We start from the raw sequence: 23,005 nt of genomic DNA on the forward strand, positions 1-23,005 counted from the left end.
GCGAGTCGATTCCTGCTTGCGGTCGGCAACCGCAAGCGCGGTGCACTTAGCCTTCGTGCGCGCCGAACATGCTCTTGGCGTAGATGATGCCAAGTCCATAAGAGCCACCGAAGCGTTTGGCGATGCCGGTCGTGCTGTCGTAGCTATCGACGCGGGCCCAGTCTCTCTGCAGTTCCAGCAGGTACTGCACCGCGGTCATCGGTCGGACACCGGCCTGGATCATGCGTTCCATCGCGCGGTTGTGCGCCTCGGCCGAGACGTCACCGCAGGCGTCCGAGATGACATACACCTCGAAGCCCTGCTCCAACGCCGACAGCGCCGGGCCGACGATGCACACCGAGGTCCACAAGCCGGCGAGCACGAGACGAGTCTTGCCGATCTCGTTGACGCGCTTGATCACGGCCGCGTCCTCCCAGGTATTCATAGACGTGCGGTCGAGCAAGGCCTGCCCCGGGAAAGGATCAGTCACCTCGCTGAACATGGGGCCGGAGAAGCTCTTCTCGGCCACGGTGGTGAGGATGGTTGGCACGTTGAAGCTGGCCGCCGCGTGCGACACCAGCGCGGCATTGTTGCGCAGCGTGATGGCATCGATGGAATGCGTCGCGAAGGACATCTGCGACTGGAAGTCGATCATGATCAGCGCATGATCCTTGGGTGTGATCAATTGCTTACCGGGCGTTGGGGTTGCGGTAATCGCCATGCGTGTTCTCCTGGGCAGTGCAGCGTCGATGGATCGGCCACGCAACCCGCGGCCGATCCGTTGGCGTCATCAAGAACGAATGAAGGTCAGCAGATCTTGGTTGACCTGGTCCTGATGGGTAGCAGTGAGACCATGCGGTGCACCCGGATAGACCTTGAGCGTCGCGTGCTTCACGATCTTGGCTGAAAGCCTGCCCGCGTCATCAATCGGTACGATTTGATCATCATCGCCGTGAATGACGAGTGTGGGCACCTCGACCTTCTTGAGATCGGACGTGTAGTCCACCTCGGAGAACTGCTTGATGCATTCGTACTGGCCCTTCAGGCCACCGATCATGCCCTGCAGCCAGAACGAATCGCGCATACCCTGGGAAACCTTCGCGCCCGCGCGGTTGGCACCATAGAACGGCGAGGAGAGATCCTTGTAGAACTGCGAACGGTCGGCCAGCACATTCCTGCGGATGTCGTCAAACACGCTGATCGGAAGGCCGCCGGGATTGTTTTCGCTCTTGACCATGATCGGCGGCACCGCGCCAATCAGCACCAGCTTGGCCACGCGCGCGTTGCCGTGCCGACCGATGTAATGGGCCACTTCGCCACCACCCGTGGAATGGCCAACCAGCACGACGTTCTTCAGATCCAGCTTTTCGATCAGCGTGGCGAGATCGTCGGCATAGGTATCCATGTCATTGCCCTGAGAGGGCTGACCCGAACGTCCGTGGCCGCGACGGTCATGTGCGATCGTGCGATAGCCGTGGGAGCTTAGGAACACCATCTGCGCATCCCAGGCATCCGCGGTCAGCGGCCAGCCATGCGAAAACACGACGGGCTGACCCTGTCCCCAGTCCTTGTAGAAAATCTCTGTGCCATCTTTCGTGATGATCGTGCTCATGGAGGATTGCCCGTGATGGGGGTTGGTGGGAGCGTTTGCTGCAAACGCGCGAGGAGCTGTTGCGAGACCTGCGATCGGTAATGCCATGGCTACGGAAGCAGTCGCGACGCCGCTCAAAAAGCTGCGCCTCGGTTGGTTGACGTCGTGGTCCGGATCGTTGATCGACATGTCGGCTCTCTTGATGGGTCGTGTGCCGGTTTTACGGGTGCTGGGACGTGCAAGGAGTGAGGCGCATTGACGATGCGTCACCAGACCACCTCGCTACCACATGCGGGATGGATAGATCGAAGCTTGTGCCTGGCGTGAACGTGCCCTCCATTCTTCCCAGATCGCGCCTGCTGCGAAGCCCTATCGCGGCAAATCTTGCATACCCGATCGGGTAAGACTGTCGATGGCAGGAGTGCGCCATGGAAGGCACCCGCCAGCACGTCGCACGTGCTGGATCGGGACCGTAGGCATGGGTTGGCCCGCGTCGGCCAGGACGCCGTGCGACGCTCCGCAACTCGGGTGGATCAGGCGTCGAAGAAGCCGCGATCCCGTGCAAGCGTGACGGCGTGGGTCCGATCCATGGCGCCGAGCTTGGTCATGATGTTCTTGAGGCGAGCCTTCACTGTGTCCTCCGAAATGCAGAGAACATCGGCGATACGCTTGTTGGTATGTCCGGTGGCGACCAGGCGCAATACGCTCAGCTCACGGTCACTGAGCATCTCTGACCAGGCGTGTGAAGCGATTTCACCGGCAACTTCCGATGCCACTACCCGCTTGCCGCTCATCACGGAACGGATAGCAGTGAGAATCTCTTCCCGTGTCGCCGTCTTGAGCAGGTAGGCGCAGGCGCCAAACGTGAGCGCACGCTTCACGCGGGCATCGCCCGGGTACGATGTAAGCACGATGATGCGTGCCGCCGGAAATTCGCCACAAATCGTGGCAATCGCCTGCAGCCCATCCACCCCAGGCATTTGCAGGTCGATCAAGGCCACGTCCGGCAGCAGCTCGCGGAACCGGACAATGGCTTCCGCCCCATCGGCGGCCTGTCCCACCACCAACATATCCGGCCCGGTTTCGATGGCGGCCGCAATCCCGTCCCGCATCACGGGGTGATCGTCGGCAATCAGCACCCGGACGCGTTCCGTGCCACCTGTCACGATGTCTTCTCCCGGTACATGCCTGATCTCGCCCCATCGGCGAACACTTCACCGTTCAGCGCGCGGGCCATCGGCGCGACTATCCGTCCCCCGCCCGCGCCGTTCAATGCCCGATCGGGTGATTCTTTGTTCGCGGAATGTGACCTGTCGGTGCCACGCCACCAGCGATATGCTGCCACGCGCAGAGACCGGCGTCTTGGACGACGTCGGCGATTCCACGGCGAGGGCAGCGTTTCCATGATATTCGAACGGCTTCGAAGGATCTGGAGAGTCACCAGGGTTCCGATCATCGCGTGCCTGCTCGCCTGCGCCTGCACCTGCGCGACAGCAACAGGAGCGGACGCCCCGGGATTCCGCCGCAAACTCTGGACCTCGGAGGCGGGAACCCCGGCCGATATCTGGGCGCTGGCACAGGGCCGGGATGGCTATCTGTGGCTGGGGACCGGCAATGGGCTGTATCGCTTCGACGGCGTGCGCTTCGAGCGCTTCGAGCCGCCCGCGCAAGAGCGATTCCGCTCCAACAACATCACTGCGCTGACCATGCTGCCTGACGGCTCGCTCTGGATCGGCTTCTACTACGGCGGCGCGAGCGTGCTGCGCAAGGGGCAGGTGCAACATTACGCCGCGGGCGATTCCTTTCCCAGCGGCATGGTGCTCACCTTCGGGCAGACCCAGGATGGCGCCGTGTGGGCTGCGGCCGAAGGCGGCCTGGCGCGGTTCGATGGACACCGATGGCAACGCGTCGGTGCGGACTGGGGCTTTCCCTCCAGGCGCGCCGATTGGCTGATCGTGGGTCACGATGGCACCTTGTGGGTGACCACCGGCGAGCAACTGGTCTTCCTTCGCCAGGGATCGCATCGGTTCGAGAGCACCGACCAGGGTGTTGCCAAGTACGCCATCGTCGCGCAGGCACCCGACGGCATGCTGTGGGTTTCGGATCATTCGCACGGCACCCGCGCCTTGCCCGGACTGTCCGCCGACCATCCACGCGTGGACCATGGCGCCACCCTGGCAGCGACGGAGTTCGCCGACTCCCATCGCCTGCTGTTCGACAGCTACGGGAATCTATGGGGTACCAACGCAGATGCCGGAGGCATCTATCGCGTGGCCGCGATCGGCCGGCTCTCCCACGGCATGCCGCTCAAACCGACCGATGTCACGGAAAGAATCGATCGCAACAACGGTCTTGTCTCCGATCGTGCCGTCCCCCTTCTGCAGGACGCCGAAGGCACGATCTGGGCGGGCACGAATATGGGCCTGGCGAGTTTCCACCGGAACAGTTTTAGCGTCCCGTCCCTGATCACGTTGGGCACCGCTTCCGATTACGCCATGGCGATGGACGCTCATGGCGTCGTGTGGACCGTCAATGGCGGAACCTTGTTACGTACGGATGGCAATGAGAGCGAAGTCATCCGCAGCGACCTTCCTGACGTCGGTGCTTCCCAATTCAGCGGCAACGGTGATCTGTGGTTCGTCGGAAGAAACCGGCTCCTGTTTCTGCACGACAAGACACTCGGCACGATACCGTTGCCATTACCGCCGACCACAACCAAGGTCGAGGCTTTCGCCATCGACGCGGAAGGTGAGCCATGGATTTCCCTGGACGAACACGGCCTGTATCACCGGCACGATGGCCAGTGGACGTCGGTTAAACCGGTCGATTCATTGGCCACCTCGACGCCAACGGCACTCGCTACCGACACGGCCGGTCGCCTGTGGATCGGCTACCCCGACAATCGACTGGCCGTGTTCGACGGCCACGCGGCGCGAGTCTTCACCGCGAATGACGGCCTCCGCGTGGGTAACATCACGATGATCAACGCGGTCGGCAAGGACGTGCTGATTGGCGGTGAACTTGGGTTGGCGCGACTGCGCGCGGACCGCATCGAATCCATGGTCATCGGCGACGACGTCTTCAGCGGCATCACCGGCATCGCCGAGACACCGACAGGCGACCTCTGGCTCAACGCCAGCAAGGGCGTCGTGCGCGTGGACGCCGCCGAAGTATCCGCAAGCTTCGAGCAAGCTGGCCACCATCCTGGCTATCGTCTGTTCGACTATCGGGACGGCTTGCCCGGCATCGCCGTCCAGGCCGCCATGGTGCCGTCGGCCCTGGTCGACGGCATGCATCGCCTCTGGTTCCTGACCAACCAGGGGCCGGCATGGATTGACCCGCAAGACCTGCGCACCAATACCCTGCCACCGCCCGTAGCCATCCTTGGACTTCAGGCCGACGGCAGGCGATACGCGGTGAACGCAGCGCCACGTCTTCCCAAAGGCACCGACAATCTGCAACTGGAATACACCGCTGCCAGTCTTGCCATTCCCGATCGCGTACGTTTTCGCTACAAGCTCGACGGTGTCGACACAAACTGGCAGGACGCGGGCAATCGTCGCGTGGCTTACTACTCCAACCTCGCGCCAGGTCGATACCGCTTTCACGTCATGGCCGCCAATGACGATGGCATCTGGAACACGCAAGGCGCCGAAGCCGGCTTCACCATCGCGCCCTGGTTCTTCCAGACCCCATGGTTCTATGCGCTGTGCCTGCTCGCCGGCATGGGCCTCCTGGCAGGATTCTTTGCCTGGCGAACCCGTCTCGCGGCAGCGCGCGTGCACCTGAAATTGACTGAACGCATGAGCGAGCGCGAACGCATCGCGCGCGACATCCACGACACCTTGCTGCAGGGCGTGCAGGGGTTGTTGCTGCGCCTGCAGGCCGTTCTTGCAAGCCTGGCACCCGAAGACAAGCGCAGCCACGTACTCAAGGCAGCCATTGGTCAGGCCCGTGACATGGTGATCGAGGGACGCGGCAAGATCATCGACCTGCGCGGCGATGGTCCGCAGTACACCGAGCTGGTGCAGTCGATCCTCGCGGTCGGCGAAGATCTCGCCTCGTTGTATCCATCGACCCGCTTCCACCTGACGACCGAAGGCGAGCCGCGCGCCATCCTTCCCAATGCATTCGATGAAATTATCGATATCGTCCGGGAAGGTATTCGAAATGCGTTCGTGCATGGCGGCGGAACGCGCGTTGACGTTCATGTGGCCTATGAAGTGCGTTCGCTGCGCGTCCAGGTGACTGACGACGGTGGCGGCATTGATGAAGCGATGATCCGGACCGCGTCGGAACTGGGCCACTGGGGCGTCGTCGGCATGCAGGAACGCACGGCAAGACTTGGCGGCCAGCTTAGCTTGCGGCGACGCCAACCCCACGGTACTGAACTGCGACTTTCCGTACCCTGCCGTGCGGCTTACCGCCCGGAGAAACGCAAATCCAAATGGCGTCGCCCTTCCGTGACGCCATGAGCCATCGCACGACTCACGCGCATCACGGAAGAAACGGCGCCCGCCGAGGCTATTTCGCCTCTTTCTCCATCAACTTGTCGACCAGGTTGGCCGGCACTTCCTCGTAGTGGTCGAACTCCATGGTGAAGGTGCCGCGTCCACGCGTCGCCGAGCGCAGGAAGTTGATATAGCCGAACATCTCCGCCAGCGGCACGAAGCCCTGCACGAACGCCTGCGTGCCTTTCTGGCCCTGGTCGCTGACCGTGCCACGGCGCCGATTGATATCGCCAATGACGTCGCCGAGGTAGTCGGCCTCGGTCACCACTTCCAGCCGCATCACCGGCTCCAGCAACTTGGGCTTGCTCAGTCGCTGCGCTTCGCGGAAACACTGGCGGGAGGCGATTTCGAAGGCGAGCGCCGAGGAGTCGACATCATGGAACTTGCCGTCGATCAGGCGGGCCTTGAAGTCCACCACCTCGTAGCCGGCGATCTGACCTTCGCGCGACTCCACCGTCACTGCATGCTCCACCGCGGGAATGTATTCGCGCGGCACGCGGCCACCGACGATTTCGTCGGCGAACACCACCCCACTACCCGACTCCAGCGGCTCGAACACCATGGTGACTTCGGCAAACTGCCCTGAACCACCCGACTGCTTCTTGTGGGTGTAGGTGTGCTCGACGCTGCGCCCGAACGCTTCGCGGAAGCTCACCTTGGGCTTGCCCATATTGGCATCGACACCGAGTTCGGTGCGCATGCGGTCGATGGTGACCTCGAGGTGCAACTCGCCCATGCCCTTGAGCACGGTCTCGCCCGTTTCCTTGTCCACTTCGAGTCGCAGCGAAGGATCGGCCTTGACCATCTTGTAGAGCGCGGTGGAAAGCTTGTCGACGTCGTTGCGGTGCTTGGGCTCGACCGACACGCTGATCACCGGGTCGGGGAAGCGCATGCGCTCGAGCAGGGCCGGATGCGCGGGATCGGAGAGCGAATCGCCCGTTTCGGTCTCTTTCATGGACACGAAGGCGCAGATGTCGCCCGCGCGCACCTCGTCGATCTCCTTGGTCGCATTGGCCTGTACTTCCACGATACGGCCCACGCGCTCCTTCTTGCCGCGCGTGACGTTGAGCAAGGTGTCGCCCTTCTTGATGACGCCCGAATAGACGCGGCAGAAGGTCAGCGTGCCGAACTGATCGTTGATCACCTTGAACGCAAGGGCGCGCGCCGGCGCCTCGTCGACCACGCCCTGGTCGCCGATGACGTGGCCATCTTCGTCCACCATGGCAATGCCGCCGTTCTCGCCCGGATACGGCAGGTAGTCGATCACGCCGTCCAACAGCTGCTGCACGCCCTTGTTGCGATACGACGAGCCACAGAACACGGGTACCAGCTTGCCGGACACGCAGCCCTTGCGAATGCAGCGCTTCAGCGTGTCCTGGTCGAATTCGCCGGATTCGATCAGCTTTTCGAAGGCCGCATCGTCCATCGCCAGTGCGCGCTCGAGCATTTCCTCGCGCAGCTTGGGCAAGTTGGCGACCCACTCCCGGTCCGCCACCTCGGTGAGCGACACGCGGCCAGCGATCTCGGCCAGCGGCACGGTATCCCAGGGGCTGTCCTTGTCGTCGCCCTTCCAGATGTAGCCCACGCCGGCGACCAGATCGGCCATGCCGACGAACTCGTCATGGCTGCCCAGCGGCACCTGGCACAGCAGCACATTGGCGCCCAGGCGCTCGCGAATGCCCTTCACGCAATGGGCAAAGCTGGCGCCGATGCGATCCATTTTGTTGATGTAACAGAGGCGCGGCACGTTGTACTGGTCGGCGAGACGCCAGTTGGTTTCGGTCTGCGGCTCGACGCCGGCCACGCCGTCGAACACCACCACGGCACCGTCGAGCACACGCAGGCTTCGATTCACCTCGATGGTGAAGTCGACGTGCCCGGGCGTATCGATCAGGTTGATCTGGTGCCCCTTCCATTCGGTGGACACCGCCGCCGACTGGATGGTGATGCCGCGCTTGCGCTCCTGCTCCAGATAGTCCGTGGTCGTGGAGCCTTTGCCTTCCTTGGTATCGTGCACGTCGACAATCTGATGTTTCTTGCCGGTGTAATAGAGCACGCGCTCGGTCGTGGTCGTCTTGCCCGCATCGATATGCGCAATGATGCCGATGTTGCGATACAACGGAAGTGGTTTGTGTCGTGCCATGGGGTCCCGCTCCAAGATAACCGATGTCTAATACCAGACCGTCGTTTCCAAGTGACCGAGACTCGCTCTGGCCGCCCGTATATTGGGCCAATCGGGGCCGCCTCAATGCCCGTGAGGTCACATCTTCACCGAGCCCCAACGATCACTATGCGATAGCTAGCGTTTGCCAGGCGGCTTCCTTGCGCAGTTCGGAATCCGCTATGGGCGGTATCACTTTGCGCCTTCGGAGCATGACCATGCCAGACCAGCAGTCCCCACTGAGTCGCGACTTCATCGAGCAGCAGCGCAAGCGCCTGGAGGCACTGCGTGCCCAGGTTCTCGGGGGCGAAGAAACGGCCACCGCATCGCGGCGAGCGTTCCAGGAAGTGCACGGCGACGAGGCTGGCGAATTCGAGGACGTGGCGCAGGATCTGGCGCAGGAGGAAGTCCGCCAGGCCCAGCACGACGTCGATGATCGCCGCGTCAGCGATATCGAGCGGGCCCTGCAGAAGATTGCCGATGGGACCTATGGCCTCTCCGACATCAGCGGAAAACCCATTCCCAAGGCGCGCCTGGAAGCCACGCCCGAGGCCCTCCTCACCATCGAGGAAGAGCGCGGCCGCGAAGGGAACCGCTAGTCAGCGGGACGATACAAGACGGTGGCACTTGTGCCGGACACGCTCCGCCGCGATATGTGCTCCACGTCATCGCCGAGGAGAAGAGTCAGTGAGTGCCACTACACCGTTCGATCTGTCGCCCCCGGCCCCGCCTCTGTTCAACCAGCTGGCGGCGTCGCTCACCCAGGACGAACGCGACGTACTGCTGGAACATGGCACCGAATCGCCGTTCTGCGGCGTCCTGCTCACGGAAAAACGCCCGGGCCTGTATTGCTGTCGCCTGTGCGGGCTGCCGCTGTTCCTGGGTGGCACGAAGTTTGACAGTCGCACGGGCTGGCCCAGCTTTACCGCGCCGTTCAACGAGTTGCACCTCGCCTATGTGCGCGACGCCAGCTATGGCATGGTGCGCACGGAAATTCGCTGTGCCCGCTGCGGCAGCCATCAAGGCCACGTGTTCGACGACGGTCCGCCGCCGACCCATCAGCGCTACTGCATCAACTCGGTCTCGCTCGCCTTCGTCGCCGCCACCGATCCCTTGCCCGACAAGCTGGGACGCGGCATGCCGGAAGGCGTCGTGTGGATGCCCGCGGCCACCTGATCCCCACCCTGCTGTTTTTGCCCCAGGGACTAACCCATGACTCTTGCCTCGCGTTATCGCCAGCCCGTGTGGCTTGCCGCCGGCGTCCGCACGCCGTTTGCCAAGGTGGATGGCGCCCTGGCCTCCTACGACGCCATCCAGCTATCGGTCCCGGTGGCGCGTCATATGCTCGAGAGCCTGCCCCATGGCGGGCGGCCCGACTTTGCCGTGTGGGGTACGGTGGTGCCGAACCTGACGTGGAGCAATATCGCTCGCGAGATCCTGATGGATGCCGGTGCGCCGGCCACCCTGCCGGCGTTTTCCACCATCATGGCCTGTTCGACCAGCATGATCGGCATGATCGAAGCGGCCGGCATGCTCGACGACGACAGCGCGCGGCTGGCCCTGGTTGGCGGCGTCGACAGCCTCAGCCGCATCCAGCTTGGCCTCAACCAGCGGCTCTCCGACGGCATCCGCCACTTCCAGAAGGCGCGCTCGCTGGGAGAAAAAGTGTCGCAAGTGCTGAGCCTCAAGCTCGGCGACATCAGCCTGTACATCCCCGGCATCGTCAATCGCACCAGCGGGCTGAGCATGGGCGAGCACACCGAGATCACCGCGAAGGACTGGCAGCTGCAGCGCGAGGACCAGGATCGGATCGCCTACGACAGCCATCGCCGAGCCGTCGAGGGCTGGAACAGCGGCTTCTTCGATGACCTGGTCATACCGATCGGCGAGTTCAAGCGCGACAGCATTCCGCGCGCGGACACCTCGCCGGAAAAGCTGGCGAAGCTTCCGCCGAGTTTCGACCGCACCAGCGGCCATGGCACGCTGACCGCCGGCAACTCCTCACCCTTGACCGATGGCGCCGCCAGCCTGTGGGTGGCCACCCAGCGCGGCCTGGAGCGGCTGCCCGAGCAGGTGCCGCGTGTGCGCCTGGTGGACTGGGAAATCGCCGCCATCGACTTCCGTACCGAAGGCCTGCTGATGGCTCCGGCCTATGCCATCCCCCGCCTGCTCGCACGCCATGGCCTGCGCTACGAGGACATCGGCCTGTGGGAAATCCACGAAGCGTTTGCTGCCCAGGTGTTGGCGCACATTGCGGCCTTGCAGAACCGTGATTTTCTCAGTCGCAAGGCAGGTGTCGATCGTGACTTCGGGGCCTTCCCACGCGAACGGATGAATCCGCATGGCGGCAGCCTCGCCATCGGTCATCCGTTCGGTGCCACCGGCGCACGCATCCTCAGTCAAACGGTCAAGGAACTGGCGCAACAAGCGCCGGGTACGCGCGCCATCGTCAGCATCTGTGCCGATGGCGGCCAGGGCACGGTGGCCTTGCTGGAAGCCGGCTGATCGGGTGAACGACAACAGCGGGCTCAGAAGTACACCTGCGCGCGCATTTCGAAAATGCGGGGATTGACCTGCAGGTTGCCGCGGTCGCTTTGCGCCCAGATGTAGTTGGCCTGCAGTTTCAGGTGCTCGCCGATATACCAGTTGGCACCCAGGGTCCAGTCGTGTTCCTTGCCGCCGATGATGGCGCCATCGTTCAAGTCCAGTTCGCTGTAACGCAGTGCGAGTTCCACGGCGCCCCAGGGGTGCGTCGGGCGGATCGCCTGCAGGTCGCGGCCGTTGTAACGGCGATCGGCCACATTGCCATCGCTGTAGTAACGCGCCTCGCCAGTCAGCGTCCAGGTGGTGAAGACGTAGTAACCGCTGCTCTCGAAATCGGGCTTGCCGTGATAACGGTCCACCTGGGCCTGCAGGTATTCGCCCTGCACGGACCAGGGACCATCGATCCACAAGGCTTCGAAGCCCTGGCGTTCAATGCTCTTGCCATAGCTCAGGTTGCCCGAGTCGACCAGCCGCACCGGTGACAGTCCATCCTCGGGTCGCGCACGCAGACGGGCGGAAGGCGGCACGCTTCCATCATCCGACGAATCCAGCGTTTCCTTCGAGGCGGACACGCCCAGGTGCAAGGTGTGCCCCAGCGTGTTGATCGGCACCCAGGCGACGCGGCCCGCCAGGGTCTGTCCGGGATTGTTGCCGTCGAAGTCCTTGTGCCAGAAGTAGTCGCCCAGATTGATCACCCAGTGCGGGCGAATCCAGGCCCAGTCCAGGCCGGCACGACGCCCCTCCCAGATCGCCTGGGTTGGCAGCGCTGTCTCCATGAAGGTGGTTGCCGACGAGCTGGTGACGCCTTCGAAACCGACCGGGGTCTTTGAATAGCCCAGCCGCACATTGCCCAGGTCGTCGCCCAGGAATCCACTGGTACGCACGCGCACAAACGCATCCGCCCATTGCCTTGCCTGGAAATCGTATTGGGCAATGGCGTCGTAGAGCCCGGGCTTCCTGATGAACAGACCCAGGTATTTGCGGCGATTGGTGCTCGAGTCTTCGAAGCGCCCGTCGTCGTTGTAGAAGCGATTGATGTCGTACTGATACAGCACGGCCAGCCCGAAGTCGGTGCCATCGGACGTGGTGATATGCGTTGGCCAGTTGCTATAGAAGTTGTAGTCATCCGCGAGGCCCGCCAGGGGCCACGCCAGCAAGAGAACGACGGCACGACGCATCCAGCGTGCGGGCCGGGACGGTGACTGTGCATCGACTTGCAGCTTGGTCATGGGCTCGCCTCCCAACGAGAAGCTCCATGCTGTCCAACCCCGGCCGTAGCCGGAAATGAAGATTGTGCATATGCACATTCCGTTGCATCACCTGCCCTGATGACTCGATTTGGACGTCCATCCAGCAAGCTTCTGGCCTGCCTGCGCGATTTCCCTGCTGATGCATGCAACGCCGATGCGATGCGATGGTAAGCGCGGCCGAGGTTCAGCCAGCTGCGTTTGACGCTTGACAACGAAGCCACTCGCCCGCGGCAAGCCGGCCAAAACCCGCATCGGACGGTCGGTCACGAAAGCTAGACACGACTGACCGTAAATGTGGCCACCTGGCTGGAGGAAATCACCATGAAGATCTACCTGATATCGCTGGCTGCCGGTTTGCTGGTCGGGGTTGTCTATGGACTGATCCAGGTTCGCTCCCCGGCACCACCCGTCGTCGCCCTCATAGGGCTGCTCGGCATCCTGCTTGGCGAGCAGGCCGTGCCTATTGCCAAGAAGATGATCCTGGGTGGCGGCGTCACGGCGGCGTACTGCGCCGAGCAACTGCGTGAACAAAGCTTTGCCCAACTGCCGCAGCACCGCCCCAAACCCGAGGCCAAACCCGGCGAAGACCCGAGCTGATCGATCCCGAGGCGATGCCCATGGCTACCCACCCCACCCTTATCGTCCACAATGCGCGTATCCACACCGGCGTAGCGAGGCGTCCGGAAGCGCAGGCGCTGGCGGTCAGCGGCCGTCATTTCGCCGCCGTGGGCACCAATGGGCAGATCAAGGCGCTGGCCGGCCCTGCCACGGTGATGATCGATGCGGGCCGGCGGCGCGTCATACCGGGCCTGATCGACTCGCATCTGCACGTGATTCGCGGCGGCCTCAACTACAACCTTGAGCTGCGCTGGGATGGCGTGCCGTCGCTGGCCGATGCCATGCGCATGCTGGCCGACCAGGTGGCGCGCACACCGGCCCCGCAGTGGGTGCGCGTGGTGGGCGGCTTCACCGAGCAGCAGTTCGCCGAACGCCGCCTGCCCAGCCTGGAGGAACTCAACCAGGTGGCACCCGAGACGCCCGTCTTCATCCTGCATCTGTACGACCGTGCCCTGCTCAATGCGGCGGCGCTGCGAGCCTGCGGCTATACGAAGGACACACCCGACCCACCCGGCGGCCAGATCGTGCGCGACCACGCCGGCACGCCCACGGGGCTGTTGCTGGCCACGCCGAACGCGGCACTGCTTTACGCCACCCTCGCGCTAGGCCCCAAGCTGCCGTACGAATACCAGCTCAATTCGACCCGTCATTTCCTGCGCGAGCTGAATCGCCTGGGCATCACCAGCGTGATCGATGCTGGCGGTGGTTTTCAGAACTATCCCGACGACTATCGGGTGATCGAGGAGCTGCACCAGCATCACCTGCTCACCGTCCGCATCGCCTATAACCTGTTCACGCAGAAGCCCGCGGAAGAGCTGCAGGACTTCGCGCACTGGACCAGCCACAACCAGTACCACCAGGGCGACGAGTTCTACCGTCTCAATGGCGCGGGGGAAATGCTTGCCTTCTCCGCTGCCGACTTCGAGGACTTTCGCCAGCCGCGGCCCGAGATGCCGGCTCGCATGGAGGCCGACCTCGAACAGGTGGCGCGATTGCTCGCCAGCCGCCGCTGGCCCTGGCGCATGCATGCCACCTACGACGAAACCATTGGCCGCGCGCTGGATGTGTTCGAGAAGATCGATCGGGAAGTGTCCCTGCAGGGTCTGCCGTGGTTCTTCGACCATGCCGAGACGGTGTCCGATCGCAATCTGGAACGCATCGCCCGCCTGGGTGGCGGCATCGCCATTCAACATCGCATGGCATATCAGGGCGAATACTTCGTCGAACGCTTTGGAGCCCAGGCGGCGGCGCACACGCCACCATTCAAACGCATGCTGGCGATGGGCATACCTGTCGGCGCAGGAACGGACGCGACGCGCGTTGCCAGCTATGACCCATGGAATGCACTTTACTGGCTGACCACCGGAAAGACCCTGGGTGGGCTATCGCTGTATCCCGACAGCAACCGCGTCGATCGTGCCAGCGCCCTCGCGCTGTATACGCGTGCCAACACCTGGTTCTCCGGTGAGCAGGAACTCAAGGGCCAGATCGACATCGAGCAGCTGGCCGACTTCGCCCTGTTGTCGCACGACTATTTCGAAGTCGACGACGAAGCGATCCGGCAGATCGTTGCCGAACTCACCGTCGTGGATGGCCATATCGTCTACGCCGGCGGCGATTTTTCGCCGCATGATCCGCCGCCACTCGCTGCCATGCCCGATTGGGCGCCGGTGAACTTCGGCAGCCGCTACTGGAAATCGCCGCAGGCCTATGCGCGCGTGCAACACGCCAGGCAGTTGGCTGCGGTCGGACAGACCTCGCCTGGAGCGCTCTCGGCTTGCGGGCATCTGCCCCTCGATGCACGGCAGCCATGGGGCCCCTCCGGTTGCACATGTTGGGCCTTTTGATCCGGGCTGCTCACGCGATCCATAAGCTCACCACGCGATGCGCCGCTTGCGATGCGGCTTCATTCCACCAGCGCCACTGGATTTCCTGGCCAGGCAAAGCCCCACCCATGTCCGCCCGGGCGCCCGGAAACATGTTCGACAACATCGAACGTGTTCGTCGATAAGGCGCTACGGCAAGGTCCTGCCCAGCGAGCAACATGACGTCGTCACCCACCAACCTGCATCCCAGGAGCACGTCATGAACCGTTTCAACCACAAAACCATCCTCGTCACCGGCGGCAGTAGCGGCATCGGTCTTGCCACCGCCCAGGCCTACGCTGCCGAAGGCGCACGCGTCATCGTCACGGGCCGCGATGCGGCCGCACTGGATACCGCCCTGGCCACGCTCGGCAGCGACGCCATCGCGATCCGCAACGATACCGGCTCGGCGGCGGCCGCCAAGGAGCTCGCCGGCGCGCTGTCCGCCCGGAACATCAAGCTCGATGCCGTCTTCCTCAACGCAGGCGTGGCGAAGTTTGCGCCGCTGGCCGACGTGGACGACGCGCTGTGGGACCTCACCTTCAATACCAATGTGAAAGGGCCGTACTTCCAGATCCAGGCCCTGGCGCCGCTGCTCAACCCCGGCGCGTCCATCGTCATCAACGGTTCGATCAATGCGCGCATCGGCATGCCGAGTTCGTCGGTCTATGCGGCGAGCAAGGCTGCAGTGATCTCGCTGGCCAAGACGCTGTCGGCCGAGTTGCTGCCGGTCGGCGTGCGCGTCAACGTGGTCAGTCCGGGCCCGGTGCATACGCCGATCTACGGCAAGCTGGGCCTCGATCAGGCCGCGCTCGAAGCCACCGCCGCCCAGATCCAGGCGCAGGTCCCGCTGGGCCGTTTCGGCCAGCCCGCTGAGATCGCCTCCACCGTGCTGCATCTGTCGGCGCCAGAGTCGGCCTTTATCGTCGGCACGGAAATCATCGCCGACGGTGGCATGAGCCAGCTGTGAGCTTAAGGGCCCGGTCGCACCGGCGGCCGGGCCATCTCCCCAGCATCTCGTCATGCACGCGACGCACCCGGCTGGCGCGCGCTGCGTCAACACGCCACCCGTCGGCGCCGCGGTGGTCCCGGATAATAGGCCCCCGCCTCCGCCATGCCATGCTTAGCCCATGCAGCGCCTTCCCTTCAACGAAAGCACCATCGCCGTGCTGGTCGATCGTTTCTACGACGCCGTTCGCGTCGAACCGGCGATTGGGCCCGTCTTCCATGCCGCCATTGCGGACTGGAACGAACACAAGCAGCTGTTGACCTCGTTCTGGTGTTCCGTCGCGCTGGGAACCGGTACCTATCGAGGCTTTCCCATGGCCGTGCATCGGCAGCATCCCATCAAGGCGATGCACTTCGAGCAGTGGCTCGCCTTATGGCGAGCCACCTGCGCTGAACTGCTGGAGGATGCCGACGCCACCCGCATGATCGAATACGCCGAGCGCATCGGCCGTAGCCTGCGCTACGGCCTGGGCCTCTCAGGGCGCCAGGGAGCCCGGCCCTTCGGCGTCCCCATCGTCAGCGGCTGAGTGCCCGCCGTCAGCGCGGACAATCCATGGTCTGATCCGCCTGATTTCCCAACGCCACGCTGGCGATACCAAGCTGGGTGCCCTTGCCGGCTTCCAGCACGAGCGGTTGATCGATGTGATGCATGTCGACGCCGAGCGCACGGAAGCAACGCAGGGGAATGCCCAGGCGTGTCCACTGCCCCGCCTTCAGCTTGCCCAACTGGGCACCAAGCTCGATATGTCCCCCGCAATGCTTGCCGCATCCCATGCTGGCCCAAGCACCGGTCTTCGCCAGCGCATCCACGCGCAAGGTCACGACCAGCAGCGTATCGCTGGTCGCTTCGCGGTCGAGATCGAGTGGCGTCTTGGCCTGGATCGCGAGGCGCGCGCCCTCCTTGTTCCAGACGAACTGCCGCGCATCTTCCTGTGCCTTGTAGTCGACGCCGGTCATGCGCAGGCTGCCGTCCGTGGTCGCCGAGGTCGCGGCTTCCGCAGCGGACGCCGCACCGTCCGCACCGGTCAGCATCAGCGTATAGCCGCGAACCGGCTTGCCGTGCTCGACATAGTTATCCGTGGGAGCCGGCGCTTCGGTGATGCCAGACTCCTCAGGCAGCCTGGGCAACGATTGATGATCGGCATAGGTCAGGCCATGGCCCAAGGGGAACAAGGGTACGCCCTGGTCCTGCACCGCCGTGCTGGGCCAGGCATAGGCCAGCCTGCCGCGGAAATCGTTGGCCACGCGGCCATCGCGGGTGCGCAACAGCACATCGGCCACGCCGCCACCCTCGCTACCCGGTAGCCACGCCGCCACGAACGCATCGGCGGCATTCATCTCGCGATTCACCCATAGCGGGCGTCCACTCAGGAACACTGCGACCACCGGTATGCCATCGCCGCGCAGACGACGGATCAAGGCGAGATCGCGATCATCGCCCGGGTGATACAACAGATTGGGGAGATCGCCCTCGAACTCGGCGTAAGGGTCTTCCCCGAACACCACCACGGCGACGTCCGGCTTGGCCGTGTAATGCCCGTCCGCCGCAATCTCTGCCACGCCGCCCGCCGCCTTGACCTGCTCGGCGATACCGGCACCGATCGATTGCGCACCCGGGAAGTCTTCGTTCTTGAAGCCGGTACCCTGCCAGTTCAGCGTCCAACCGCCGCTTTGGCGGGAAATATTGTCCGCGCCATTGCCCGCCACCAGGATGTGCTTGCGCGGGTCAAGTGGCAGCAGGCCATCGTTGTTCTTCAACAGCACCAGCGACTCGCGCACGGCACGCCGTGCCAGCGCACGATGCGCCGGACTGCCAACGATGTCAGCCGCCTTGCTCGCCAGCGGCTGCGCCGATGGCAAACCCGCTTCGAACAGGCCGGCGCGAATCTTCACGCGCAGGATCCTGGCCACGGCGTCATCCACCCGCGCCATCGGAATCACGCCCGACTTCACTTCGGCCAGCGTGTGTTCGTAAAGCCCGCGCCAGCTGTCCGGCGCCATCAACATGTCGACGCCTGCATTGATGGACGTGGGACAGTCTTCCTTGGTGCAGCCTGGCACCTGGCCATGGCCGTTCCAATCGCCGACCACGAAGCCCTGGAAGTCCATGCGCCCCTTGAGCACATCGGTGAGGAGCGCCTTGTTGCCATGCATCTTCACCCCGTTCCAGCTGGAGAACGAGGCCATCACGGTCTGCACGCCCGCATCGATGGCCGGCGGATAGCCGGCTGCGTGCAGCGTCCGCAGCACGGTCTCGCTGACTTCGGTATCGCCTTCGTCCTTGCCATTCTTGGTGCCGCCATCGCCAAGAAAATGCTTGGCGGTGGCGACGACGTGGGAGCTGTCCAGAAATTGCGGGGTTCCCACCTTGCCTTGCAGGCCTTCGACCATGGCGGCGGCATACTCGGCCACCAGTTTCGGATCCTGCGAATAGCCCTCGTACGCACGTCCCCAACGCAGGTCCTGTGGCACCGCAATGGTGGGGGCAAAGGTCCATTGGATACCCGTAGCGCGCACTTCGGCTGCCGTCGCGGCGCCGATCTCGCGTATCAGCGCGGGATCGTGTGCCGCGCCCAGGGCCGAGTTCTGCGGGAACAGCGTGGCCCCCCTGGTGTCGTTATGCCCGTGCACGGCGTCGATGCCAAACAGCAGCGGGATGGCGACGTGGCCGCCGCTCGTATCCATGGCGGCGCGGTAGAACTCATCCGAGAGGGCTTTCCACTGCGCGGGCGTGGCAAAGCGCTGGCCATGGGGCTTGGAATCGCCACCGGCCAGGATCGAGCCCAGGCGGTATTTGCGCACATCGTCCGGAGTCACGGTGGTGATGTCGGCCTGGATCAGCTGGCCGACCTTTTCTTCCACGCTCATCCTTGCCATCAAGTCCGCGACCCGCTTTTCCAGGGTCGCATCGGCGGGAAACGGCCAGGTGGCGCGCGGCCACTGCCCGGGATGCACGGTGGTCGATTCGACCGCGAGTGCCGGACCAGAACCACAAATCGCGCTGGCCAACGCGGCAGCGATGAGAGTCGAGCGGGTATGCGATAGCAACACGGGGGCACCCCTTGGCGAACAAGCTGGGATACCGATGATAAGCGAGCGCATCGTCCATCGGCGTGGTGGCCGGACCTGTCAGGGCTCGCTTGAGCCCGCGCCCAAGAGCGGCGCGGGAGCGCGCGCGGTCGAGCCGCGCAGGCACAACGAAAAATCCTGCCAGACCATGCTGCCCACGCCATCGCGTATGACTCGCAGCAGCTGATCGGCCGCAATGCGTCCCATGTCGCGGCACGGCTGACGGATCGTGGACAGTGATGGCCAGATCTGCCGCGACATCGGCGTGTCGTCGAAGCCGCAGACTGAGAGGTCGCGAGGCACGCACAAACCCGCCTCGCTACACGCCCAGATCACGCCCGCCGCCATGTCGTCATTGGCGGCGAAGATCGCCGTCGGTGGGGGTGTCAGCCCAAGCAGCTCACGCGCAGCAGTGACGCCGGAGTCGAACGTAAAACAGCCAGGCACCACCAGCGACGCGTCGTAGCAAAGCCCGCACTGCTCCAGTCCGTCGCGATAGCCGTCGAGCCGCCACGATGACGCGCCGTGATCGGGATGTCCCGCGATATGCCCGATGCGCTGATGTCCCAGCGAGGACAGGTGGACCACCATCTCGCGTGCGGCCTTGCGTTCGTCCAGCGCCACACCGACACCATCGCGATCACGTGGCGAAATACTGGCGAACGGTATCTCCCATTCGCGCAAACGGGCCAGCAGGCCCTCGTGGTCGCTGACCGGCGAAGTGAGAATCAGGCCTTCGAGACGGCGCCCGCCGACCAGGGTCTCCACTTGCTCCACGAAGGTCGGATCCTGCGCATCCACCGGCTGCATCAGCACGCTGTAGCGCTGCGCCTCGCAAGCCTGCAGCACACCGCTTTGCACTTCCATCATGTAACTGGGCGAGGGGTTGTCGTAGAGCAGCCCAATCAGGAACGAGCGATTGGACGCGAGGCTGCGCGCCGAAGGATGCGGCCGATAGCCCAGCAACTGGACCACCTCCAAAATGCGTGTACGGGTTTTCTCGCTGACATGAGGCTCGTTGTTGAGCACTCGCGAGACGGTCTTGGGAGCGACTCCCGCCACCCGGGCCACGTCCTCGATGCGTGCGCGCATAGTCACCTGAAGTAACGATCACGAAGGACTTGCCGCGTGTCACCGCGGATGAGCCTTAAGACGGCCTTGCCACCGCCATGTCCCCCCAGGGCGGAAGCGAAATCATCCTAGCATGCGTGGCGCGGGCGACCAGTCAGTCCTTCATGGTCGCGCCCGTGTCATCTGCCGCCCCCATTCTGGAAAAATGACGTAATAGCCCCAAGCTTGGGCCTGACCCTCAACGTACTGGCGCAGGTGATGGATCGTGATTGAACTGGTTGGTTTCGATGGCGATGACACGCTGTGGCATAGCGAGGGCTACTACCAGTCGGCCAACGCCGCCTTCGAAAGCATTCTCGGCGAGTACGTCGACCTGGCCAATTTGCGGCTGCATGATCGGCTGCTGGCCACCGAGCGGCACAATCTCAAGCTGTTCGGCTACGGCGCCAAGGGCATGACCTTGTCGATGATCGAATCCGCAATCGAAATGACGGCCTCGCGCATCAGTGCTGCCGACCTTCATCGCATCATCGAAATCGGCAAGCAGGTGCTGGCTCATCCGGTGGACCTGCTACCCGGCATCCGTGCCGCCGTGGAGACGGTGGCCGCGCAGCACCGGGTCGTCTTGATCACCAAGGGCGACCTGTTCCACCAGGAACAGAAAGTCGCCAGCAGCGGGCTGGCTGATCTGTTCCACCGTATCGAGATCGTTTCGGAGAAGGACGATCGCGCCTATCGGCGCGTGCTTGGCGAGTTCGAGGTCACGCCCGATCGCTTCGCGATGGTCGGCAATTCGCTCCGTTCGGACATCGCACCCGTGGTGCAACTGGGCGGCTGGGGAATCTACATGCCTTATCACGTGACCTGGGCGCACGAGACCGATACCGATTTCGTCGACCACGCATCACGCGTGGTCCAGGTCGAAGCCCCGGGCGGCATTGCCCAGGCCCTGCAGGAGTTGCAGTCCCGTGCTGCCGCCTGACACCACCCACGTCGCTGGCACGGAGTCACTCGAGCAGGATCGCGCGCGCCTGCGGGACTTCATCGAGGCACATCCGCGCCTGTTCGTGCTGACCGGCGCCGGCTGCAGTACGGACTCCGGCATCCCCGACTACCGCGATACCAATGGCGGCTGGAAGCGGCCCCAACCGGTTACCTACCAGGCCTTCATGGGTGAAAGGGCCACGCGCCAGCGCTACTGGGCGCGCAGCCTGGTGGGCTGGCGGCGCTTTGGCCGTGCCCGGCCCAATGCCACGCACCGTGCCCTGGCCCGCCTGGAGCAACAGGGCCGCGTCGCCACCTTGCTGACCCAGAACGTCGACGGATTGCACCAGGCGGCCGGCCAGCAGCATGTGATCGACCTGCATGGCCGGCTCGACGAAGTCCGCTGCATGACCTGCGCTCATCGCGCGCCACGCGACGCGTTCCAGCACGAACTGGTGCAGCTGAACCCGGCATGGGCCCTGCTCGACGCCAATGATGCGCCGGATGGCGATGCAGACCTGGAGGGCAAGGACTTCTCCGCTTTCGAGATTCCGCCCTGCCCGAGTTGCGGCGGGATCATGAAGCCCGACGTGGTGTTCTTTGGCGAAAACGTGCCGCGGGATCGTGTTGACGCCGCCATCACGTCGTTGAACGCGTCGGATGCCGTGCTGGTCGTCGGCTCGTCACTGATGGTGTTTTCGGGATACCGCTTCGTGGCGGCGGCGGCTCGGGACGGCAAGCCCATTGCCGCCGTCAACCGGGGACGCACGCGCGCCGATCCCCTGCTTAGCCTCAAGATCGAACAATCCTGCGCCGAGGTCCTGGCCTTTATTGCCTCAGTCACTTGATCTGGCTGCTCGCGAATTATGACAATTTGATGCAAAGTAGACGGACTGGTCTGTGGGGTGCCTCATGATTGCCAGGTTGCCGCATCGAGCCTCTCCGTCGCGGGCTTCGCGCCCCAGCGCGCGGGCGAAATTGCACACTAGCTCGGAATTCGAGCGCATCCGCCAGAATCTGGACGGCTATCTGGGCAAGGCCGTGGATGCGCGCAAGCAGCTGCTCGAGCAACCCTACGACGCAAAACAGCTGCACGCTTGGCGCGTAGGCCTGCGGCGCGTTACTGCGACCTTGAACAGCGTGACTCGCCTTTCCGACGATGGCCTGGACGATGTCATCAGCCATCTGCGCAGCTGCCGTGAAGTCACCGGCCACTGTCGCGACGTCGACATCCTGGTCCAGGAAACCCTGCCGGCCTTCCTTCGTGAATGCCCGGTCATACCTCCGCCGGCGGCCGTGATGCAGCAGGCTGTCGCCGAACTGCAGACCCAGGCACACGCGCAGACCATCGCCGCCCTGAAGAAAAGCAGCCTGGCGATTCCCGTGCAATCCTGGCGGCACTGGGCAGCCGCCTTCGATCCACCAAGCGAACGACGCCTGCGCGAGAACGCCGCCGCGGTGATCGATGACCGTTTCAACGTGATGAAGAAACGCATTGCCAAGCTCAATGGCGGCAGGAAACGACTGCACCGTCTGCGCGCAGCCATCAAGAAACTGCGCTACAGCGTGGAGTTGTACCAGCACTTGTTTCCCAAGCGCGCGACAAGCGCCTGGCTCAAGCAGCTGACGGACCTGCAAGCCCACCTGGGCCGCGCCCACGATCGCCTGATGGGACGGGACCTGGTCGCCACCCTTGAGCTGGCCGACAGTGACCAGGATCCGGTCAAGGCATTCCGGCGCTGGGCGCGCAAGTCTGCCTACGACGCCTCCAGCAAGATGGCCCAGTCCCTGACCAAGCTGGACAAGCTGAGCTGCTTCTGGCGCAAAACAGCCTAGCGGCGCGAGCGAAAGAACTCCCGCAGCATGCTGGACGATTCCTCGGCCAGCAGCCCGCCCGCCACGTCCACGCGATGATTGTGGCGATCCGACACGAGCGTATCGAACACGCTGCCGGCGGCGCCGGTCTTGGGATCGGTCGCGGCATACACCACGCGCCCGATGCGGGCATGCACCAGCGCCATGGCACACATCGCACAGGGTTCCAGGGTCACGTAGAGCGTGGCGCCAGGCATGCGGTAATTGGCGAGCTTCTCGCCCGCGGCGCGCAGGGCCATGATCTCGGCGTGCGCGGTCGGGTCGCTCAAGGTGATATTGCGGTTCCAGCCCAGGCCGATGATCTCGCCTTCCTGCACCAGCACCGCGCCTACCGGCACCTCGTTTTCGGCATCGCGCGCGTGCGCGGCCAGCTGCAGGGCGCGGCGCATATAGCCCTCGTCCTCGGCAGAAAAGAGCGGCGGCGAAAGCAGGGTGTCGTCGGTCATCAGGTTGGAAAAGTCAGGCACGGCTCGCCATTC

General features: G+C 64.0%; 19 protein-coding genes. 11 read left to right on the forward strand and 8 right to left on the reverse strand.

Translation table 11 applies throughout. From position 1 onward, the window contains the following. Positions 1-46: 46 nt before the first annotated feature. From OUZ49_RS06690 to OUZ49_RS06700, 3 genes are all read right to left on the reverse strand, one after another. Positions 47-700 carry a hydrolase gene (locus OUZ49_RS06690; RefSeq protein ID WP_266149320.1) on the reverse strand — a complete coding sequence of 218 codons (654 nt, stop codon included), beginning with the start codon at positions 698-700 and terminating at the stop codon, positions 47-49. Between the two features lie 69 nt (positions 701-769). After that, a complete protein-coding gene (locus OUZ49_RS06695) occupies positions 770-1,591 on the reverse strand; it encodes an alpha/beta fold hydrolase (protein WP_323134915.1) in 822 nt (273 codons plus the stop codon). Between the two features lie 512 nt (positions 1,592-2,103). Further along, positions 2,104-2,709: a response regulator transcription factor gene (locus OUZ49_RS06700; protein WP_266149322.1), complete on the reverse strand. Its 606-nt coding sequence runs from the start codon at positions 2,707-2,709 to the stop codon at positions 2,104-2,106. A gap of 264 nt (positions 2,710-2,973) precedes the next feature. Here OUZ49_RS06700 and OUZ49_RS06705 point away from each other — a divergent pair, with 264 nt between their 5' ends. Beyond that, positions 2,974-6,045, forward strand: coding sequence for a sensor histidine kinase (locus OUZ49_RS06705; protein WP_266149323.1), 3,072 nt, complete (start codon positions 2,974-2,976; stop codon positions 6,043-6,045). A 49-nt stretch (positions 6,046-6,094) separates the two neighbouring features. Here the strand turns inward: OUZ49_RS06705 and fusA are convergent, their stop codons facing one another. Next, on the reverse strand, positions 6,095-8,224 hold the full coding sequence (gene fusA, locus OUZ49_RS06710; protein WP_266149325.1) for an elongation factor G: 2,130 nt from the start codon (positions 8,222-8,224) through the stop codon (positions 6,095-6,097). A gap of 236 nt (positions 8,225-8,460) precedes the next feature. Here fusA and OUZ49_RS06715 point away from each other — a divergent pair, with 236 nt between their 5' ends. The 3 genes from OUZ49_RS06715 (at position 8,461) to OUZ49_RS06725 (ending at position 10,747) form a co-directional block, all read left to right on the forward strand. Continuing rightward, positions 8,461-8,841, forward strand: a complete 381-nt coding sequence (locus OUZ49_RS06715) for a TraR/DksA family transcriptional regulator (protein WP_266149327.1) — start codon at positions 8,461-8,463, stop codon at positions 8,839-8,841. An 88-nt stretch (positions 8,842-8,929) separates the two neighbouring features. Further along, positions 8,930-9,418 carry a peptide-methionine (R)-S-oxide reductase MsrB gene (msrB, locus tag OUZ49_RS06720; protein ID WP_266149329.1) on the forward strand — a complete coding sequence of 163 codons (489 nt, stop codon included), beginning with the start codon at positions 8,930-8,932 and terminating at the stop codon, positions 9,416-9,418. Between the two features lie 36 nt (positions 9,419-9,454). Further along, positions 9,455-10,747: an acetyl-CoA C-acyltransferase gene (locus OUZ49_RS06725; RefSeq protein ID WP_266149331.1), complete on the forward strand. Its 1,293-nt coding sequence runs from the start codon at positions 9,455-9,457 to the stop codon at positions 10,745-10,747. Between the two features lie 23 nt (positions 10,748-10,770). Here the strand turns inward: OUZ49_RS06725 and OUZ49_RS06730 are convergent, their stop codons facing one another. Next, a complete protein-coding gene (locus OUZ49_RS06730) occupies positions 10,771-12,015 on the reverse strand; it encodes an OprO/OprP family phosphate-selective porin (RefSeq protein ID WP_266149333.1) in 1,245 nt (414 codons plus the stop codon). A 342-nt stretch (positions 12,016-12,357) separates the two neighbouring features. Here OUZ49_RS06730 and OUZ49_RS06735 point away from each other — a divergent pair, with 342 nt between their 5' ends. The 4 genes from OUZ49_RS06735 (at position 12,358) to OUZ49_RS06750 (ending at position 16,054) form a co-directional block, all read left to right on the forward strand. Then, positions 12,358-12,633, forward strand: coding sequence for a DUF1427 family protein (locus OUZ49_RS06735; protein ID WP_266149335.1), 276 nt, complete (start codon positions 12,358-12,360; stop codon positions 12,631-12,633). A gap of 20 nt (positions 12,634-12,653) precedes the next feature. Further along, entirely contained in the window at positions 12,654-14,501 is a 1,848-nt protein-coding gene (locus OUZ49_RS06740) for an amidohydrolase (RefSeq protein ID WP_266149337.1), read from the forward strand. Positions 14,502-14,739: 238 nt separating this feature from the next. Next, complete coding sequence (locus OUZ49_RS06745; RefSeq protein ID WP_266149339.1) at positions 14,740-15,489, forward strand: SDR family oxidoreductase; 750 nt, start codon at positions 14,740-14,742, stop codon at positions 15,487-15,489. Between the two features lie 160 nt (positions 15,490-15,649). Beyond that, positions 15,650-16,054 carry a group III truncated hemoglobin gene (locus tag OUZ49_RS06750; protein WP_266149341.1) on the forward strand — a complete coding sequence of 135 codons (405 nt, stop codon included), beginning with the start codon at positions 15,650-15,652 and terminating at the stop codon, positions 16,052-16,054. A 10-nt stretch (positions 16,055-16,064) separates the two neighbouring features. On the opposite strand, the gene OUZ49_RS06755 is transcribed toward OUZ49_RS06750, so the two are convergent. Both OUZ49_RS06755 and OUZ49_RS06760 read right to left on the reverse strand, forming a co-directional pair. Next, the gene (locus tag OUZ49_RS06755) at positions 16,065-18,578 is read right to left on the reverse strand and encodes a glycoside hydrolase family 3 protein (RefSeq protein ID WP_380004219.1); all 2,514 of its coding nucleotides are present in this window, start codon (positions 18,576-18,578) and stop codon (positions 16,065-16,067) included. Between the two features lie 78 nt (positions 18,579-18,656). Then, positions 18,657-19,688 carry a LacI family DNA-binding transcriptional regulator gene (locus OUZ49_RS06760; protein ID WP_266149343.1) on the reverse strand — a complete coding sequence of 344 codons (1,032 nt, stop codon included), beginning with the start codon at positions 19,686-19,688 and terminating at the stop codon, positions 18,657-18,659. 244 nt (positions 19,689-19,932) lie between these two features. On the opposite strand from OUZ49_RS06760, the gene OUZ49_RS06765 reads away from it, so the two are divergent. The 3 genes from OUZ49_RS06765 (at position 19,933) to OUZ49_RS06775 (ending at position 22,487) form a co-directional block, all read left to right on the forward strand. Continuing rightward, on the forward strand, positions 19,933-20,649 hold the full coding sequence (locus OUZ49_RS06765; RefSeq protein ID WP_266149345.1) for an HAD family hydrolase: 717 nt from the start codon (positions 19,933-19,935) through the stop codon (positions 20,647-20,649). After that, positions 20,639-21,499, forward strand: coding sequence for an NAD-dependent protein deacetylase (locus OUZ49_RS06770; RefSeq protein WP_266149408.1), 861 nt, complete (start codon positions 20,639-20,641; stop codon positions 21,497-21,499). Before OUZ49_RS06765 ends, OUZ49_RS06770 begins: the two co-directional genes overlap by 11 nt. A gap of 130 nt (positions 21,500-21,629) precedes the next feature. After that, on the forward strand, positions 21,630-22,487 hold the full coding sequence (locus tag OUZ49_RS06775; protein WP_266149347.1) for a CHAD domain-containing protein: 858 nt from the start codon (positions 21,630-21,632) through the stop codon (positions 22,485-22,487). Here the strand turns inward: OUZ49_RS06775 and tadA are convergent. Beyond that, the gene (gene tadA, locus OUZ49_RS06780; protein ID WP_266149410.1) at positions 22,484-22,972 is read right to left on the reverse strand and encodes a tRNA adenosine(34) deaminase TadA; all 489 of its coding nucleotides are present in this window, start codon (positions 22,970-22,972) and stop codon (positions 22,484-22,486) included. The genes OUZ49_RS06775 and tadA overlap by 4 nt on opposite strands. Positions 22,973-23,005: the final 33 nt, after the last annotated feature.

Origin of the sequence: Dyella halodurans (assembly GCF_026283925.1) — a bacterium.
In the GTDB taxonomy this organism is placed as follows: domain Bacteria; phylum Pseudomonadota; class Gammaproteobacteria; order Xanthomonadales; family Rhodanobacteraceae; genus Dyella; species Dyella halodurans.